Source organism: Herbaspirillum sp. 1130, assembly GCF_017833835.1.
Lineage (GTDB): Bacteria > Pseudomonadota > Gammaproteobacteria > Burkholderiales > Burkholderiaceae_D > Herbaspirillum > Herbaspirillum huttiense.
The window spans coordinates 750805-768349 of the sequence record NZ_JAFICQ010000001.1; the positions used below are offsets into that span (position 1 = coordinate 750805).

At 64.6% G+C, this 17545-nt stretch carries 13 protein-coding genes; 10 read left to right on the forward strand and 3 right to left on the reverse strand.

The genetic code is table 11. The annotated features are described in order from the left end of the window. Positions 1-384 precede the first annotated feature (384 nt). From JOD78_RS03280 to JOD78_RS03325, 10 genes are all read left to right on the forward strand, one after another. Positions 385-2565, forward strand: a complete 2181-nt coding sequence (locus JOD78_RS03280) for a TonB-dependent receptor (protein ID WP_209569821.1) — start codon at positions 385-387, stop codon at positions 2563-2565. Between the two features lie 5 nt (positions 2566-2570). Further along, the gene (locus tag JOD78_RS03285; protein ID WP_209569818.1) at positions 2571-4064 is read left to right on the forward strand and encodes a PepSY domain-containing protein; all 1494 of its coding nucleotides are present in this window, start codon (positions 2571-2573) and stop codon (positions 4062-4064) included. A 200-nt stretch (positions 4065-4264) separates the two neighbouring features. Beyond that, positions 4265-5251 (forward strand): agmatinase, encoded by a 987-nt coding sequence (gene speB / locus JOD78_RS03290; protein ID WP_245201968.1) that lies wholly within the window; start codon positions 4265-4267, stop codon positions 5249-5251. Positions 5252-5350: 99 nt separating this feature from the next. Further along, positions 5351-6361, forward strand: coding sequence for a taurine ABC transporter substrate-binding protein (gene tauA / locus JOD78_RS03295; protein ID WP_121045439.1), 1011 nt, complete (start codon positions 5351-5353; stop codon positions 6359-6361). Positions 6362-6453: 92 nt separating this feature from the next. Then, positions 6454-7239, forward strand: coding sequence for an ABC transporter ATP-binding protein (locus JOD78_RS03300; RefSeq protein WP_209569816.1), 786 nt, complete (start codon positions 6454-6456; stop codon positions 7237-7239). Then, entirely contained in the window at positions 7236-8117 is an 882-nt protein-coding gene (locus tag JOD78_RS03305; RefSeq protein WP_209569815.1) for an ABC transporter permease subunit, read from the forward strand. Before JOD78_RS03300 ends, JOD78_RS03305 begins: the two co-directional genes overlap by 4 nt. Positions 8118-8169: 52 nt before the next feature. Next, the gene (locus JOD78_RS03310) at positions 8170-10413 is read left to right on the forward strand and encodes a rhodanese-like domain-containing protein (RefSeq protein ID WP_209569812.1); all 2244 of its coding nucleotides are present in this window, start codon (positions 8170-8172) and stop codon (positions 10411-10413) included. A gap of 146 nt (positions 10414-10559) precedes the next feature. After that, complete coding sequence (locus JOD78_RS03315) at positions 10560-11513, forward strand: transporter substrate-binding domain-containing protein (RefSeq protein ID WP_245201969.1); 954 nt, start codon at positions 10560-10562, stop codon at positions 11511-11513. Next, entirely contained in the window at positions 11510-12940 is a 1431-nt protein-coding gene (locus JOD78_RS03320) for an FAD-binding oxidoreductase (protein WP_209569810.1), read from the forward strand. Before JOD78_RS03315 ends, JOD78_RS03320 begins: the two co-directional genes overlap by 4 nt. A gap of 9 nt (positions 12941-12949) precedes the next feature. After that, complete coding sequence (locus JOD78_RS03325; RefSeq protein ID WP_209569808.1) at positions 12950-14200, forward strand: aminotransferase class I/II-fold pyridoxal phosphate-dependent enzyme; 1251 nt, start codon at positions 12950-12952, stop codon at positions 14198-14200. Here JOD78_RS03325 and JOD78_RS03330 read toward each other — a convergent pair. From JOD78_RS03330 to JOD78_RS03340, 3 genes are read right to left on the reverse strand one after another with little or no spacing between them, the layout of a single operon-like run. Further along, complete coding sequence (locus tag JOD78_RS03330) at positions 14187-15023, reverse strand: VOC family protein (RefSeq protein ID WP_134136334.1); 837 nt, start codon at positions 15021-15023, stop codon at positions 14187-14189. The two genes, JOD78_RS03325 and JOD78_RS03330, sit on opposite strands and share 14 nt — an antisense overlap. Next, on the reverse strand, positions 15020-16696 hold the full coding sequence (locus JOD78_RS03335) for an ABC transporter ATP-binding protein (protein WP_209569806.1): 1677 nt from the start codon (positions 16694-16696) through the stop codon (positions 15020-15022). The genes JOD78_RS03330 and JOD78_RS03335 overlap by 4 nt, the downstream gene beginning before the upstream one ends. Then, positions 16693-17523, reverse strand: a complete 831-nt coding sequence (locus tag JOD78_RS03340; protein ID WP_121045455.1) for an ABC transporter permease — start codon at positions 17521-17523, stop codon at positions 16693-16695. Before JOD78_RS03340 ends, JOD78_RS03335 begins: the two co-directional genes overlap by 4 nt. Positions 17524-17545: the final 22 nt, after the last annotated feature.

The following is a 17545-nucleotide window of genomic DNA, read 5'->3' on the forward strand; positions in this document are numbered from 1 at the left end:
GACATATGTTCCGTCTCCGATGATCCAGCTACGACTTCAGGTGGGGCCAGTGGCAAAACCGGGAATGTAGCCCATGCAGGGCACTGCATGTTCTGCGCAAAGCAGGATCTTGCCCACGCATTGCCGCCGCGGTTGGACCTGTCACAGCCTCCATTGCGGATATCGCGGGCCGTCGAGCTTGTCCAGGGAGCGCGACGGACACACACGGCCTGGGCAACTGCCGCCCCACGCGGCCCACCAGGTACACGCTATTGATTGACCCGATGCGGTCACTGTAGCCGGCATCCCCACCCTGACGCCCTCAAGAGGCGTTGAAGATGCTGTGTGCCGCGCGTGACTGGGTCTTTCTCAGTCACCCCACGACACCTTCCCCGAGACACTGACATGACAAAAAAATCCCAACCACACACCCTCGCGTATCCTGCCCGTTCGCTGCCAGCCCAGTTGCGCCGCACGATTGCATATGCTCCCTATGCACTGCCCCTGCTCTGCCTCGCCGCTCCTGTCCAGGCAGAGCAATCCGCCAATGCGCTGCCGGCCATCACGATCAATGCCCAGAGCACATCGCCGCTGCAAAATCAGGTGTCGGTCGGTTCCAATCTGGATCTGACACCATTGCAGACGCCAGCCAGCGTCACCGTCATCAACCGCCAACAACTGGAAGAGCGCGGCGACGCCAGCATCACCGATGCCATCACCCGCGCACCCGGCTACAGCGCCATGGGCCACCCGGGCAACAGCGGCAGCGCGCTGTCGGCACGCGGCTTCACCGATGCCACCTCCGTGATGCGTCTCTATGACGGACTGCGCCAATACGGTGGCGTGGGCGTGAGCTTTCCGTTCGACACCTGGAACATTGACCGTATCGAAGTCCTCAGCGGACCTGCCTCGGTGATCTATGGCGATGGTGCCATCGGCGGCGTAGTCAATGTGATCCCCAAAAAGCCCACACGCGGGAAGATCGAAAACGAAATTGAAACGACCATCGGCACCCACAACACCCGGCGCCTGGGACTGGGCAGCGGCGGCGCCATCAACGAGATGCTTTCCTACCGGGTCGACATCGCGGGAGATCGCTCGGATGGCTGGGTCGATCGCGGCAACACGAACAACCTGAGCCTGTCCGGTGCGCTGCGCCTGGATGTCAATCGCGATCTGTTCGTGCAGCTGAGTTATGCCCAGGGGCATCAGCGTCCGATGGCCTATTTCGGTACGCCCCTGATCAACGGTCAACAAGTCGATGCGCTGCGCGAACGCAACTACAACGTGGTTGACGGCACCATCGACTACAAGGACCGCTGGGCGCAACTGGAAGCCCAGTGGACACCCGACGCCGATACCACGCTGCGCACCCGTCTCTATCAGATCAACAGCAATCGCTACTGGCGCAACGCTGAAAGCTATGTCTACAACAACGCGACCGGACTGGTCGATCGTGGCGATGCCACCGAAATCCGTCATGACCAGTCTCAGACCGGGGTGACTACTGATGCGACTTTCAAGGGACATCTGGCAGGCCTGAAGAATCAGGTCTCGGTCGGCTTTGATATCAACTCGACGTCTTTTACGCACACCAACAACACCTACAGTGGCAGCTTCAGCTCCGTCAATCCCTATAGCTTCGACCCGGGCAGCTATGCCAGCGGCGTGGGGATTCCGGCTTTCCTGCCTCGCTTCCGCGCGCGCGCCTCGCAGTATTCAGTCTTCTCCGAAGACAAGCTGGACCTGACCGAAAAACTGAGTGTGCTGGCCGGTCTGCGCTTCGATCACGCGGATGTCTCCCGCACCGATCTTGCCGGCGGCACGGGTGGTTTCGATCAAGGCTTCTCCAACCTGGGCTGGCGCTTGGGAACGGTCTATGCCATTACCCCTGACCTGAGTGTCTACGGCCAATACTCGAAGGCTGCCGCGCCCGTGAGCAGCATGCTCTTCATGAGCAAGGCCAACAGCAAATTCAAGTTGTCGACCGGACGACAGATTGAGGCGGGCATCAAGCAGGTGTTCTGGGACAAGCGCGGTGAGTGGACGCTGGCGGTCTACGATATCCGCAAGAACGATCTGCTGACCCGCGATCCGGCCAATCCCAGTGTGAGCGTGCAGGTCGGACAGCAGTCCTCGCGAGGCGTCGAAGCCAGCCTGTCGCTGGCCTTTGCAGAGCAATGGAAACTGAACGCCAATGCCACCGTGCTGCGCGCACGCTTCGATGACTTCACCGAATCGGTCAGTGGCGCAGCTGTCTCGCGTGACGGCAAGGTACCCACCAATGTCCCCGAGCGTCTGGCCAATGTCTGGCTGAGCTGGAACTTCCTGCCGGCATGGACCGCCAGCGGCGGCCTGCAGTATGTCGGCCAGCGCTATGCCGACAATGCCAATACGATCAGACTGCCCTCCTACACCACCACTGACCTGGCGCTGCAATGGAAGGCCACGCAGGCCACCACGGTCACACTGCGTGCCAACAATGTCTTCGACAAGCGTTATTTCACCACGGCGTATTACACCACCACGCAATGGCTGTATGGTCCCGAGCGTGAAGTTCAGCTGACGCTGAATCATCGCTTCTGAGCTTGATGAAGAAATTGACAGGCAGCCTGCGGCGCTGGACCTATCTCACGCACCGCTGGTGCGGTGTCGCCGGCTGCCTGCTGATGGCGTTGTGGTTTGTCAGCGGCATGGTGATGCTGTTCATCGGTTATCCCAAGCTCACCCCTTGGGACCGATTGGCGGCATTGCCAGCGCTGAGTGCCGCGCCACAATTGCCCTCGCAGGCCATGGGAGATGGGACGGTCAGCCGACTGGTCCTCAACGCCGCTTCCGGGCAAGCGCGCTATATCGTGCAGCGTGCGGATGGCAGCCTGACCAGCGTAGATGCGTCCAATGGTGTGCCAGCAGACGGCTACGGCGGCGCTGCGGCACTGCATAGTGCCAGGGTGTTCTCAGGCGGTGCCAATGTTCAATACCTGGGCAGCATCGATGAAGACCGCTGGACCCATTCCGGCAGCCTCAACCCGCATCGCCCCCTGCACATGGTGCAGGTCGGCGATGTTGCGCAGACCTTGCTCTACGTTTCCTCCCGGACCGGTGAGGTCGCGATGCAGGCCAGCCAGTCTCAGCGCATGTGGAATTATGTTGGCGCTTGGCTGCACTGGATTTATCCCTTGAAGAACCAGTCGCGCGATCCTGTCTGGAGCTGGACCGTTATTGCGCTCTCGGCCGGCTGCGTTCTGGTTGCCTGCAGCGGCATCGTCGTGGGGCTTTGGCGCTGGCGCTTTGCGCGACCTTACAAATCCGGTTCCCGCTCGCCCTTCGCCCCGGGATGGATGCGCTGGCACCATCTGCTCGGGTTGGGCTTTGCTGCCATTACGCTGACATGGATCTTCAGTGGTCTGATGTCGATGAATCCACTGGGTATTTTTTCACCGACGCAATCGCCGAACCTGGCGCGCTACGACGGGGCCATTATCTCCCGGCAGCACATGGATCGCACGCCAACGGACATCCTGCAGGCACTGCAGCGGGATGGTTTCCAGGCCGTCGAACTGGAGTGGAAGAATCTTGGCGGCCATTGCTTCGTGCTAGCACGGGATGCCGCAGATGGCACGCGCATCGTCACCACGGATGCACAGGGTCTGCTGGTGCAGCGGCGATGGCCACAGGCCGTACTGCAAGAGGCCGCTGCAATGCTACTGCCCGCCAAACTCATGCAGGCAGAGCTGCTCGATGGCGGTGATGCCTATTACTACCGCCGTGCGCCGGAAGCCATGATGGGCGGCGCCGAGCGTCGCCTGCCTGTGCTCAGGTTGCGTTTTGATGATGCGGGCAGCACCCTGGTCTATATCGATCCGGCCACCGGACAGGTCGTTTTCAGCGCCGACCGCGCACAACGTCTGGGGCGCTGGCTGTTCAGCTTCCTGCATAGCTGGGACCTGCATTTCATGCTGGCTGCGGTCGGCTGGAGGGAGGCTGTGCTGATCCTGCTCAGTCTTGGAGGACTGGGGCTTTCTCTCAGCGGGATTGTCATCGGGGTGCGTCGTGTCGATAGAAAGATGAGAAGTGGCAACTAGAACTCGTTGAAGTCCCAAGGACAGCGATCTTTGGCTTGGCTGGCGGCTGACATTTCGGGTGTCGCAAATTATCTGCTTAAGTCGTTCTCTGCATTAGCAACGACATTTTTCTTCGTTGAAAGCCGGCGCTCCAACGGACAGACTGCCGCCTTTGAGCGTGAGCACCTTTGCTCATCGCGCCCTCCTTGCTGGCTTTTTGCATGAACGACTTCTTCACTCCCATTACCGGCTCGGTGCTACCGCGCTTCGCCGGCATCCCCACGCTGATGCGGCTGCCGCCGCTGACACTGGAGGACGCGCGTCTGGCCGAGCTCGACATCGCACTCGTGGGTGTCCCCTGGGACGGCGGCACCACCAACCGTCCCGGTGCACGGCACGGTCCGCGCCAGGTGCGCGATGCCTCCACCATGGTGCGCAACGTCAACCGTGCCAGCGGCATCAATCCCTTTGCGCTGTGCCACTGTGCCGATCTGGGCGACGCCCCCGTCAATCCCGTGGACCTGATGGATAGCCTGCAATGCATCGAGTCCTTCTTTGCCAAGCTGCATGCCGCGCAGGTGGCCCCTCTGGCCATCGGCGGCGACCATCTGGCCAGTCTTCCCATCCTGCGCGCACTGGGCAAGGAGGGACCGGTGGGGATGATTCATATCGATGCCCATACCGATACCTGGGACACCTACTTCGGCGGCCACAAATACACCCATGGCACAGGCTTCCGGCGGGCTATCGAAGAAGGTGTGCTCGATGCGCGCCGCACCGTGCAGATCGGCATTCGCGGTGCGCTCTACCACGATGCCGAAGATACCTGGGGTCAGCAGCAAGGCATCCGGGTCATCGATATCGACGAGTTCCATCAGCTCGGACTCGACGCCGTCATCGCCGAAGCACGGCGTGTGGTGGGTGATGGCCCCACCTACATCAGCTTCGACGTCGATGGCCTGGATCCCGTCTACGCGCCCGGCACCGGCACCCCTGAAATCGGCGGCTTGACAACGCTGGAAGCCCAGCGCCTGCTGCGCGGCCTGCAGGGCTTGCATCTGGTCGGCGGCGATGTGGTGGAGGTGTCGCCACCCTTCGATCCCAGCGGCAACACCGCCCTGGTGGCCGCCACGCTCGCCTTCGAAATCCTGTGCGTGCTGGCGCACAGCGTGCAAGCTCGCAAAGAGTCATCCGCGAAATCCGCATAAGGAACCGCGAAAACGGTCGTTGTGCAAGCCATGCGCGCTTTGCATACTCCTCAACGACGCAAGCTTGCGCGCCCATTAAACCAAGAACAGGAACAGACCATGCACATCACAAGAAGAGTATTCAACACCGCCATCGCCGCCCTGCTGCTGACCGGAGCCACAGCCGCAGGTGCAGCCGACAAGCCCATCGTCGTCGGCTACCAGAGCGATGCCCTGCCCTCGTCGCTGGCCATCGCCAACGGTGAATTCGAAAAGGCCACCGGCAAGAAGATCGACTTCCGCAAGTTCAATTCCGGTGCCGACGTGATCGCGGCCATCGCCGGTGGCGATGTGCAGGTGGGCTATGTGGGCTCGAGCCCGTTGGCTGCAGCCGCTTCGCGCGGACTCGACGTCAAGGCCTTCTACCTGGCCTCCATCTCCGGGACCGATGAGGCCTTGGTGGTGCGCAATGGTTCGGGCATCAACAGCGTTGCCGACCTGAAGGGCAAGAAGCTGGCGGCCGCGCCCGTCTCCACCGACCATTACCAGCTGCTGGCGCTCATCAAGAGCCAGGGCTGGACAGAGAAGGATGTGAAGGTCTTTGCCATTCCCCAACCTGAAATCGTGGCCGCCTACAATCGTGGCGACATCGACGGCGGGTTCGTCTGGGACCCGGCACTGACCGAACTGAAGAAAAACGGCAAGGTCCTGGTGACCTCCAAGGATGTGGCCGACAAGGGTGCACCGACTTTCTCGGCGTGGATTGCCACCGGCTCGTTTGCCAAGGAACAGCCTGAATTCCTGAAGACCTTCAGCGCCGTGATCGACAAGGCCAGCCTGTCCTTCCAGAACGACAAGGCCGCCTGGAACAAGGATAGCGAGAACGCACGCCTGCTGGCCAAGCTGCTCGGCGGCACCCCGGCCGACCAGGCTTCGGGCCTGCAGAACCTGAACCTGGTACCGGTCAGCGCCCAAGCCTCGCCGGCCTGGCTGGGTGGCGGTGAAAACTCGGGCTTGGCCAAGATCCTCAAGGAAACCGCCGTGTTCCTGAAGGAACAGAAGAAGATCTCGGACGTGCTGCCCAGCTATGCCGCTTTCGTCACCCCAACGGCGGTGACTGGCCTGAAGTAAGCCTCCCCGTCGATACCGTCTGCAAGCCCGCCGTGCCGATAGCCACCCTGTCGCACGGCGCTTGCGTTTGAACGGTTTGGAAAGAACACACCATGTTGAAAGTAGAAAACGCCAGCGTCTTCTTTGCCGGCCGGGACAAACAGGTGGTCCATGCGCTGGACCGGGTCTCGCTGGAGATTCCCGAACGCGGCTTCGTGGTCGCGCTGGGCACCTCGGGCTGTGGCAAGTCGACCTTGCTCAATGCCATGGCAGGATTTCTGCCGCTCTCCGAAGGCAGCATCACCCTCGACGGCAGACCGGTCTCCGGACCCGGTGCCGAGCGTGGTGTAGTGTTCCAGAAGGACAGCCTGCTGCCCTGGAAATCGGTGCAGGACAACGTTGCCCTCGGTCTGAAGTTTGCCGGCGTGCCGCGCAATGAAAGCCGCGACCGTGCTCAGGAATTGTTGCGCCTGGTAGGACTGCAGGATTTTGCCAAGGCTGCCCCCTACGAACTCTCGGGCGGCATGCGCCAGCGCGTGGGCCTGGCCCGCGCTTTGGCTCCGGATCCCAAGATCCTGCTCATGGATGAGCCCTTCGGGGCGCTCGACAGCATGACCCGCGAACAGATGCAGGAGCTGCTGGTGTCGGTCTGGGCGCGCACGGGCAAGCAGGTTTTCTTCATCACGCACTCCATCGAAGAAGCGCTTTTCCTGGGTACCGAGGTGATCGTGATGTCACCGCGCCCGGGCCGCATCGTGGCGCGTTTCGAGACCGATTTCGTGCGCCGTTTCGCCGCCGAAGGCGATGCCCGGGCCATCAAGACCGAACCTGCCTTTGCACAATTGCGTGAAGAGATTCGCGCCATCGTCCACCAGTCCGAAGGCCTCGTCACATCATGAGCGACCAAGTCCAACCCCTCCCCTTGCTCGATTCCCTGCGCGCAGGGACATCGGCTCCCCCCACGGCCAGTGCGCCGCCGCGCCTGGTCAAGATGCGCAGCTTTGGCATCGGCGAAGGCTCTACGGTGCGCATCAGCGTGGCCGCCGGCATCGCCATCCTGGCGCTGTGGTGGCTCATCGCGCAGACCGGCTGGGTGCCGCACCTGTTCCTGCCTACCCCTTCCGAGGTCATCAATGTGGCCCGGAGCATCTGGGAAGACGGCTACGCCAATGCCACCCTGACCGAACACGTGGGCGCAAGCCTGCTGCGCATCCTGACCGCCGGCGTCATTGCGGTTTCGCTGGGTATTCCGGTGGGCCTGCTGATGGGGCTCAATCGCTGGGTCAAGGGCGTGCTCGATACCCCGATTGAATTTTATTGGCCCCTGCCGCCGCTGGCTTACCTGCCCTTGATGATCATCTGGCTGGGCATCGGTGAGGCCTCCAAGATCACCCTGCTGACCCTGGCCATGTTTGCACCCGTAGTGCTGTCGGCGCAGGCGGGCGTACGCTCGCTGCCGCTGGAGCGGGTCAATGCGGCGCTCTCGCTGGGCGCGACACGCTGGCAACTGCTGGTCGAGATCGTCCTGCCCTCGGCCCTGCCGGAAATCCTGACCGGCATCCGCATCGCGCTGGGCGTGGGCTGGAGCACCCTGGTGGCAGCCGAGCTGATTGCAGCCAATCGCGGCATCGGCTACATGATCATGTCGGCCTCCCACTTCCTGGCCACCGATGCGGTCTTCGTCGGCATCGCCTTGATTGCCACCTGCGCCTTCGCCTTCAGCTATGGCATGCGCCTGCTGGAACGCGCGCTGGTTCCCTGGAAGGGCAAGAGCTGAGGCCATCGGGCCAGCCTGCTTTCCTCCTTCAATCCCCTGACACTTTCAAGCCATGACATCTGCTCACCTTTCCGCCGTTGCACGCGATCCTGACCACACCGACGAGCTCTCCGTCGCCACACGCCGTGCCGCCGCCGTTGCCCACTTCGTGGCGACCGCCCGCCAACTGATCGGCGACCCCGCGCATGCGCGGCGCGAGGACCTGGAAGCGGTAGCCCGCCATCTGGAAACCCTGGGCCGCCAAACGGCGCTGTTTCCGGAAGGCGACTTCCCGGTCAATGAAGAAACCCCGGCCGTGGTCTATCGCCTCAGCGAAGAGACCGACGGCACGTTCGCCCTTTACCTCTCGGTCGGTTTGCCAGGCAAGTCGGTCCAGCCGCACGACCATACGACCTGGGCCATGATCACCGGCGTGCAGGGCATCGAGCGCAATGTCTTCTATCGCCGCGAAAAGACCGCCGACCCCGCACGCGATACCCTCACCCCTGAACGCACCATCGATGTCGTGCCGGGCAATTCGGTCATCCTTGGGCCGGACGATGTGCACACCATCGAATTGCAGGGCCCGCAGACCGGCTTGCACCTGCACTTCTACGGCCGTGGTCTGGACCACATGCCGGCGCGCGTAGTCTTCGAGAGCCGCGAAGGCGGCAGCTATCGCACCTTCGGCCCGCCGGCCGGGATTCGCCACGCGCGCATCAGCCCGCAGGCGCTCAAGGCGGCGCTGGCCGGGCGTGAAGAAATCGCCCTGCTGGACGTGCGCGATGCCGGCGTCTATGCCCGCAGCCACCTCCTGTTTGCCGTGTCGGCGCCGCGCTGGCGGCTGCCGCTGGAGATCGATCGCCTGGTACCGCTGCGCAATACCCGCATCGTGGTGGTCGATGGCGATGAAAGCCAGGCGCACGACGGCGCGCATCAGCTGATCCGCCTCGGCTGGACCAATGTCTCGGTCCTGGCAGGCGGCACCGAAGCCTGGGCGGCCGCCGGACTGGAAGTGTTCAGCGGCACCAATGTGCCCAGCAAGGCCTTTGGCGAAGTCATCGAACACGAGAAGCAGACGCCCTGGATCACCTCCGATGAGCTGGAGCACCTGGTCCAGCAGGGTGAAGACATTGCGGTGGTCGACAGCCGCACGCCGGAAGAATTCGCCGCCTTCAGCCTGCCGTTCGCCCACAGCGTACCGGGGGCCGAACTGGTCTACCGCATCGGCGAGATCGCGCCCGATCCGAAGACGCTGGTGGTGGTCAATTGCGCCGGTCGCACCCGCAGCATCGTCGGCGCTCAAACGCTCATCGACGCCGGCATTCCCAATCGCGTGGTCTCGCTGCGCAACGGCACCATGGACTGGCTGCTGACCGGCCGTACGCTGTCGCACGGCCGCCAGACGGCGCTGCCCGAACCCTCGGCCAGCACCCAGGCCAGTGCGCGCGCGCAAGCCGAAGCCGTGGCGCAACGGGCCGGCGTGCGCCGTATCGACAGCACCACCCTCAAGCGCTGGCAGGAAGCCGCACGGCAGCAGCAACGCACGCTCTACCTGTTCGATATTCGCACCCGCGCCGAATACGAGGCCGGCCATCTTGAAGGCTGGCGCTGGGCACCGGGTGGCCAGCTGGTACAGGCCACCGATGAATATGCAGGGACCCGGGGCGCCCGCATCGTGCTGGCCGATTGGGATGGCGTGCGCGCCCTCACGACCGCCGCCTGGCTGGCCCAGCTGGGATGGGATGTCTCCGTGTATGCCCCGGCCACCCACGGTTCCGAGGCAGCCCGCGTGACCGGGCCGGAGCCGGTACGCGTGCTGGTCCCCGACCACCCTGCGCCAGTGATCTCCCCGGCGCAGGCGGCCAGCTTGCAAGCGGCGGGCAACGCCATCCTGATCGACATCGACAGCCGCGCAGCCTACGAGAAGCGGCATCCGGCCTCGGCCCGCTTCGTCGCGCCAAGCCGCCTGGCGGAGTTCCTGGCCTCGCAGCCGGCGGAGCTCTCGGTAGTACTGGTTTCCGGCGACGGCGTGCTGGCCGCCAGCGTGGCCGCAGGATTGCTGCGTGGCGCGAAACCGGCGCAGCCGCTGCTGGCCTTGCGCGGGGGTACGCAAGGCTGGATCGCCGCGGAGCTGCCCACCGGCAGCGGCAGCGAGGGCGTGGTCACCGGCGACGATGACCAGAGCTACAGCCCCTACCTGCTCAAGGACCTGGCGCTGCGCAATGCCGGCTTCGTCGACTACCTGGAGTGGGAACTCGGCCTGGTAGCCCAGCTGGAACGCGAGGGACATACCGGGATCACCTTGATCGAGTAAGGCAATGGGCGCTGGCCTTCGCCTCCGGCGCTGCGTACGCCGGGGCGAAGGCCGGTGAGCGTTTTGCAGGGCGGGCATAAAGCGCATTAGCAAACGCAAAAAGCTTCGTTGCTCGTGGTTGCCGGGATATTGCATGATCTGCGCCCATGTTCAACCGTCCTCTGCGATCCGCCATGTCCTCTGCGCCCGTTTCTCTGCCTCGTACTGCTTCCCGTCTCTTCACCCTGCTGCTGCCGCTGGCCCTGCTGGCCAGTCCCGCTGCACAGGCCGATGCCACCCTCGACAAGATCAAGCAGCGCGGCAAGCTCTCCGTGGGCGTGGACGGGATCAGTCCTCCTTTCGGGGTCATGGATCCGGCGACCGGCAAGACCGGTGGCTACCAATACGAACTGGCCGCCGATATTGCCAGCCGCCTGGGCGTGGCGCTGGAAACCGTCTCGGTCACTGCCTCGACACGCGTGCAGTTCCTGCAGACCGGCAAGGTCGATCTGCTCATCGCCAACATCCAGTGGACCAAGGAACGCAGCGATACGCTGTCCTTCGCACCCACGCCCTACGACCTCATCGGCGGCGGCGCACTGGTGGCCAAATCCAGCGGCATCAAGCGCTGGGAATACCTGCGCGGCAAGGTGGCCTGCGTTTCCCAGGGCAGCAATTTCGCCAAACCACTGGCGGAAAGCTATGGTGCCGTGGTCAAGGGCTTGCGTGGCATTCCCGAGTCCCTGCTGGCGCTCAAGGGTGGTACCTGCGACGCTTCGGTACATGTCTACCCGGCGCTCTACAACACCCTGCACGGCGACGGCAGCGACCAGTGGAAGGACTTCACCCTTGGCACCGAAGACCAGCTGATTCCCTCGCCCACCGTGGTCTGGGTGCGCAAGGGAGAAAGCGATACCCAGGCCTTCGTCGACAAGGCCATCCAGGATTGGCATCGCTCCGGTTTCCTGCTGCGCCAGGCGCGCCAATGGGGTGTCCCGGACAAGTGGATTGCCAGCCGCCACGAGCTTGCGCTCAAGGGCAAGTTTGATCGTGCGCCCTTTGATTTCGACGTCTACAAGTCGGCGCAACTGGCTGACGCCACCAAGAGCAGCAAGCCATGAGCGCAGCGGCCCTGCTTGATGCGCTGCGAACCGCCCTGGGTACGGCGCACGTACTGGTCGGGACAGACGCCGCGGGCTATCTGACCGACCAGCACGGCCGCCTCACCGGGCAGGCGCTGGCGGTGGTACGGCCGGCCGATACCCACCAGGTTGCCGAGGTGGTCCGCCTGTGCCGTCAGTACCGCACACCCATCGTCGCCCAGGGCGGCAATACGGGTCTCATGGGTGGCGCCACGCCAGACACCTCCGGCCAGGCCATCGTCCTGCTGCTGGGGCGGCTCAACCGCATCCGCCACATCGATACGGACAACGACACCCTGACCGTCGAAGCCGGTGCCATCCTGGCCAATGTCCAGCAGGCCGCACGCGAGGCCGGACGCCTGTTTGCGCTCAGCCTGGGTTCCCAGGGCAGTTGCACCATCGGCGGCAACCTGGCCACCAATGCCGGCGGCACCCAGGTGCTGCGCTATGGCAACGCACGCGAGCTGACACTGGGGCTGGAAGTGGTCACCGCCGAAGGCGATATCTGGGACGGCCTGCGCGGCTTGCGCAAGGACAATACCGGCTACGCCCTGCGCGACCTGTACGTGGGCAGCGAAGGTACCTTGGGCATCATCACCGCTGCGACCCTCAAGCTGCACCCGCTGCCGGCAGCCCAGCAGACTGCCCTGCTGGCGTTTGCCAGCATCGAAACGGCGCTGTCGTTCCTCAATCTGGCCCGCGCCGGTTTCGGCGCCGGCCTGACGGCCTTCGAGCTGCTCTCCGAGGCCATCCTCGGCCTGGTCGCGCAGCACGTGCCGGAGCAGCCGCTGCCGCTTGCGCTCGGCCATCCCTGGTACGCCCTCATCGAGCTCTCCGACAGCCAGGACGATCAACATGCGCGCACCCTCTTCGAGAAGGTGCTGTCGCAGGCCATGGAGGACGGCATCGTCCAGGACGCCGCGCTGGCCCAGAGCAGCAGCCAGCACCTGGCGCTGTGGCGCTTGCGCGATGAAGCGCTGGGCGTGGCCCAGAAGCGTGACGGGGGCAACGTCAAGCACGACATCTCGCTGCCGATCTCGCGCATTCCGGCCTTCCTCACGGCCACGGCAGCTGCACTGCAGGCCGGCTTTCCAGGGGTGCGCCCGGTGGCGTTCGGCCACCTGGGCGATGGCAACCTGCATTACAACGTCTCGCATGCGCTCTCCGGCACGGCCGCCGAGCTCTTTGCCGTGGAGGACCAGATCCATGCCATCGTGCATGACAGTGTGCACGCCCATGCAGGATCGATCAGCGCCGAGCACGGCATCGGCCAGACCAAGCGCGACCTGCTGCCCCGCTACAAGAGCGCGGTTGAACTGGACCTGATGCGCAGGCTCAAGACGGCCTTCGACCCGCTGGGCCTGCTCAATCCCGCCAAGATTCTCACTCTCGACTACCGACCCTAGACCACCACCATGAGCCAGGCCATTGCCCCCATCGTGCTTTCGCCGCGCGTCTCGCGCGTGAAGCTCTCTCCCAATGCCGCTGCGGCAGCCCGCGCTGCGGCGCTGGTCGCCGAAGGACGCGACATCATTTCGCTGACCACCGGCGAACCCGATTTCGACACCCCCGAAGCGATCAAGCAGGCCGCCATCGCCGCTTTGGCGCGTGGTGAAACAAAATACACGCCCACCCCCGGCACGCTCGGCCTGCGCCGTGCCATCAGCAGCAAATACCTGAACGAACTGGCACTGGAGTACGGTACCGGCCAGATCATCGTCAGCAATGGCGGCAAGCAGGTCATCTACAGCGCCTTTGCCGCCACCCTGGCCGAAGCGGATGAGGTGATCATCCCCACGCCCTACTGGCCGTCCTTCCCGGACATGGTGCTGGTCAACGATGGCGTACCGGTGCTGGTGGCCTGCGGCATCGAGACCGGCTACAAGCTCAGCGCTGCCGCACTGGAGGCGGCCATCACGCCGCGCACGCGCTGGCTGGTCCTGAACACGCCGGGCAATCCTTCGGGGGCCGTCTATGACCGCGACGAACTGGCCGCGCTGGCCGAGGTGCTGCGACGGCATCCGCAGGTGCTGGTGCTGCTCGATGAACTGTATGAGCACATCTGGTTTACGCCGGAGGCACCGGTGCACTGGCTGCATGTGGCACCGGACCTGAAGGCCCGCACCCTGCTGGTCAGCGGCGCTTCCAAGACCTATGCCATGACGGGCTGGCGCATTGGCTGGGGAGCGGGACCGGAACGGCTGGTGCAGGCCATGGTGGTGATCCAGTCACAGGTTTCGTCCGGCCCCAACGCCATCGCGCAGGCGGCGACCCAGGCGGCGCTGGAGTCACCCGACCAGGAGTTTGCCGTGCAGGCACGCCAAGCCTATGCGCGCCGCGCGCGACTGGTGGAAGCCGCCATCGCCAACATCCCGGGCCTGGCCCTGCGCCGTATCGATGGTTCCTTCTTTGCCTTCGTCCATTGCGCCGGGCTGATCGGCCAGGTGCGTCCGGATGGCCAGGTGATTGCCACGGACCAGGATGCGGTGCAATGGCTGCTGGAGTCCGAAGGACTGGCGCTGGTCGATGGCGCGGCCTTCGGGCTCTCGCCCTATCTGCGCTTGTCCACGGCGGCTGCCGATGCGGTGCTGGAAGAGGCCATGCGGCGGCTCAAGCGCGCGGTCAGCGCCTTGCGCGCGCCAGTACTTGAACTCAATCAGTACTGAAACCGAGAATGACGCCATGCGTCTGCGACGGCGGCACCACCAGCTTGCCGCCGCTTTCCTGCACGCCCTCCACGGCCTGTTCCTGCAGGTAAGCGCGCGTCGCGTCCAGCGACTGCACGCGCACGGTCAATCCCACGGCACGCTCGATGCCTTGGGGTACCAATCCCACATCCACACCGTAATGCGCTGCCACGCCCTCGCGGGTCAGATACCAGATGGCCGTGGGGCCGGCCTGGAAACGCACGCCATGCGCATGCCGGGTCAGGCTGCCCGTACCGAACGCCTGCGCCAGGATGCTTTGGGCAGCGCTCGGATCGAGCGCCAGGTAGACATATTCGGCCAGGCCCGTTGCACCGTTGGGATGCTGCTGCCATTCCTTGCGCCACACCAGTTCGGGCGTGCCGTGCTCACAAAAGAACACCCGGCCGTTGGGGATGCGGTTGGCGGCAATTCGCAGGGTACGAAAACGGGCATCGCCCAGGTGCTGCCCGTCGACCACCACCGGCCGGTGGAAGGACTGCGGCCCGCCTTCTTCCAGCGGCACGCCGCGCTCAGCCAGGTGGCGCCAGGTGTGATCGGCATCGCTGGTCTTGAAGACCAGCCCGGCCAGCCCGCCAGGATGGCCCCAGCGCAAGGTGGAGCGCTGCGGCTCCACCCCCAGCAGCTCCAGGTAATCATCGCCGAAGACGGCCAGGTGATTGCTGGTGCCTTTGGAATGATGGCCGCGCGGGGTGAGCGCAAAACCCAGGCGGGCATAGGCTTCCTGGGCCTGGTCCAGGGCTTCTTCGACGTGGATCACGACGTGGTCGATACGTTGGGTCATGCTTGTCTCCGGTGGGTGTGGCTGTCCTCACGGGCCAGCGCGTGATGCCAGTGCCGGCCCGGAACCGAGTCGAGCAGCTGGCGCGTATAGGGATGGACAGGCGCACCGAATACCTCGGCGCTGCTGCCGCTTTCGACTACCCGGCCGTCCTTCATGACGGCGATGCGGTCGCAGATCTGCGCCGCTACGCGCAGGTCATGGGTAATGAAAAGTATCGACAGCCCCAGCTGTTCACGCAGGCGCGCCAGCAAGGCCAACACTTGCGCCTGTACCGACACATCCAGCGCCGACACCGGCTCATCGGCCAGCAGCACGCGCGGTTGCAAGGCCAGCGCACGCGCCAGGCCGATGCGCTGGCGCTGGCCACCGGAAAATTCATGGGGATAGCGCTGCAAGGCATTCGGATCCAGCCCCACCAGCGCGAACAATTCGCGCACCTGCGCCAGAACCTGCCGGCGTGGCACGCCTTGTTCCAAGGGACCTTGCGCGACGATGTCGCCCACGCGATGGCGCGGATTGAGCGATCCATACGGATCCTGGAACACCATCTGGATCTGGCTGGCCCGCTCGCGCCGTCGTCGCCAACCCTGGGGCAAGGGAGCACCACCGACCTGGATGCGGCCGGCATCAGGTTGTAGCAGACCCAGGATCAGGCGCGCCAGGGTCGATTTGCCGGAGCCGCTTTCGCCGACGATGCCCAGCGTTGCGCCCGCTGGCAGGAGCAGGCTGACCTCGTTGACGGCCGGACGGGCTGGGGTCTTGCGCTGGAACCAGCCGCGCGGACGATAGGTCTTGGACAGGCCACTGACCTCCAGCGCGAGAGCCGCATCACTGGTGGTGGCTGCCGGGCGCGGCGGCGGCGGGACCAAGGCCGGTACGGCAGCGATCAGGCTGCGGGTATAGGGATGCAGCGGGGCGTTGAGAACGTCTTCTGCGGGCCCCTGCTCCACCAGCTTGCCCTTCTGCATGACCGCCACGCGGTCGGCGATCTCGGCGACCACACCGAAGTCGTGGGTGATAAATAGCACGGCCGTGCCGCGCCGGCGTTGCAGTTCGTGGATCAGGTGCAGGATCTGCGCCTGGGTGGTGACATCGAGCGCCGTCGTCGGTTCGTCCGCAATCAGGAGGGCCGGTTCCAGCGCCAGGGCCATGGCGATCATCACCCGCTGGCGCTGTCCGCCCGAGAGTTCATGCGGATAAGCCTTGAGCGCGCGCGCCGGATCAGGCAGCTGCACCGCCACCAGCAGGTCATGCACGCGCACGGCAATCTCGTGCCGGCGCAGCGTGGTGTGGACCTCAAACACCTCGGCCAGTTGGCGGCCGATGGTGTGCAAGGGGTTCAGGGCCGTCATCGGTTCCTGGAAGATCATGCCGATGCCCTGGCCGCGCAGGCGGCGCAGCTCGGCGGGGTTCAGTTGCAGCAGGTCCTCGCGGCCCTGCCAGAGCGCCTGGCCGCTGCGCACGGCCACGCCTTCGGGCAGCAGGCCCAGCAAGGCATTGGCCGTCAACGACTTGCCCGAGCCGCTCTCGCCGACCACGCACAGGATTTCACCGGCACGCAACTCGAAGGAAACGTCATCGAGTGCCAGCGCCCGGTCCGCGCCCTTGGGCAGTGCGATCGATAATTGGCGCACCGACAGCAACGCGGGAGGAAGAGGATGAGGAGCGGTCATGAGCGGTGCAGCCTTGGATTGAGTGCGTCATTGAGGCCCTGTCCGACCAGCGAAATTCCCAGCACGGTCAGCAGGATGGCCACCCCGGGAATGGCCGAGACATACCATTGCACGCGGATCACGCCACGGCCGGCGCCGATCAGGTTGCCCCACGACGGCACATTGGGATCAGAGAGATTGAGGAAGGCCAGCGCGCTTTCCAGCAGGATGGCCACGGCCATGATGACGCTGGCATAGACGATCACCGGCGGCAAGGCATTGGGCAGGATCTCGCGGAAGATCAGCTTGATGTCGCCCACGCCCAGGCTGCGCGCAGCCTGCACGAACTCGCCATGGCGCAGCGCCAGGAATTGCGAGCGCGTCAGCCGCGCCACCGGTGGCCAGGAAACGATGCCGATGGACAGCACCACGGTACGGATGTCCGAACCAAACACCGCCACCAGTACCAGCAGCAAGAGAAAATTGGGCAGGATCTGGAAGGCTTCCGTGATGCGCATGAGCACATCGTCGATCCAGCCGCCGTAGAAGCCGGCCACCGCACCCAGCACCAGGCCGATGATGGCCGCGATGGCCGTGGCGACCACGCCGATGCCCAGCGAGATGCGGGCACCATGCAGGATCTGGGCGGCGATGTCACGGCCGACCTGGTCGGTACCCAGCAGGAAGCGCGCGCTGTCGCCCGGCCACTGCAACGGGCGCCCGGCCAGCGACAGGGGATTGCGCGGATAAACCCAGCCGGCGGCCAGGGCGCCGGCCACCACGGCCAGCAGGAGCAGCAGTCCGACCACGGCGGCCGGATTGCGCAGGTAACGTTTGAGCAGATTCATGGGATGTCGCCAGGTCCTTGAT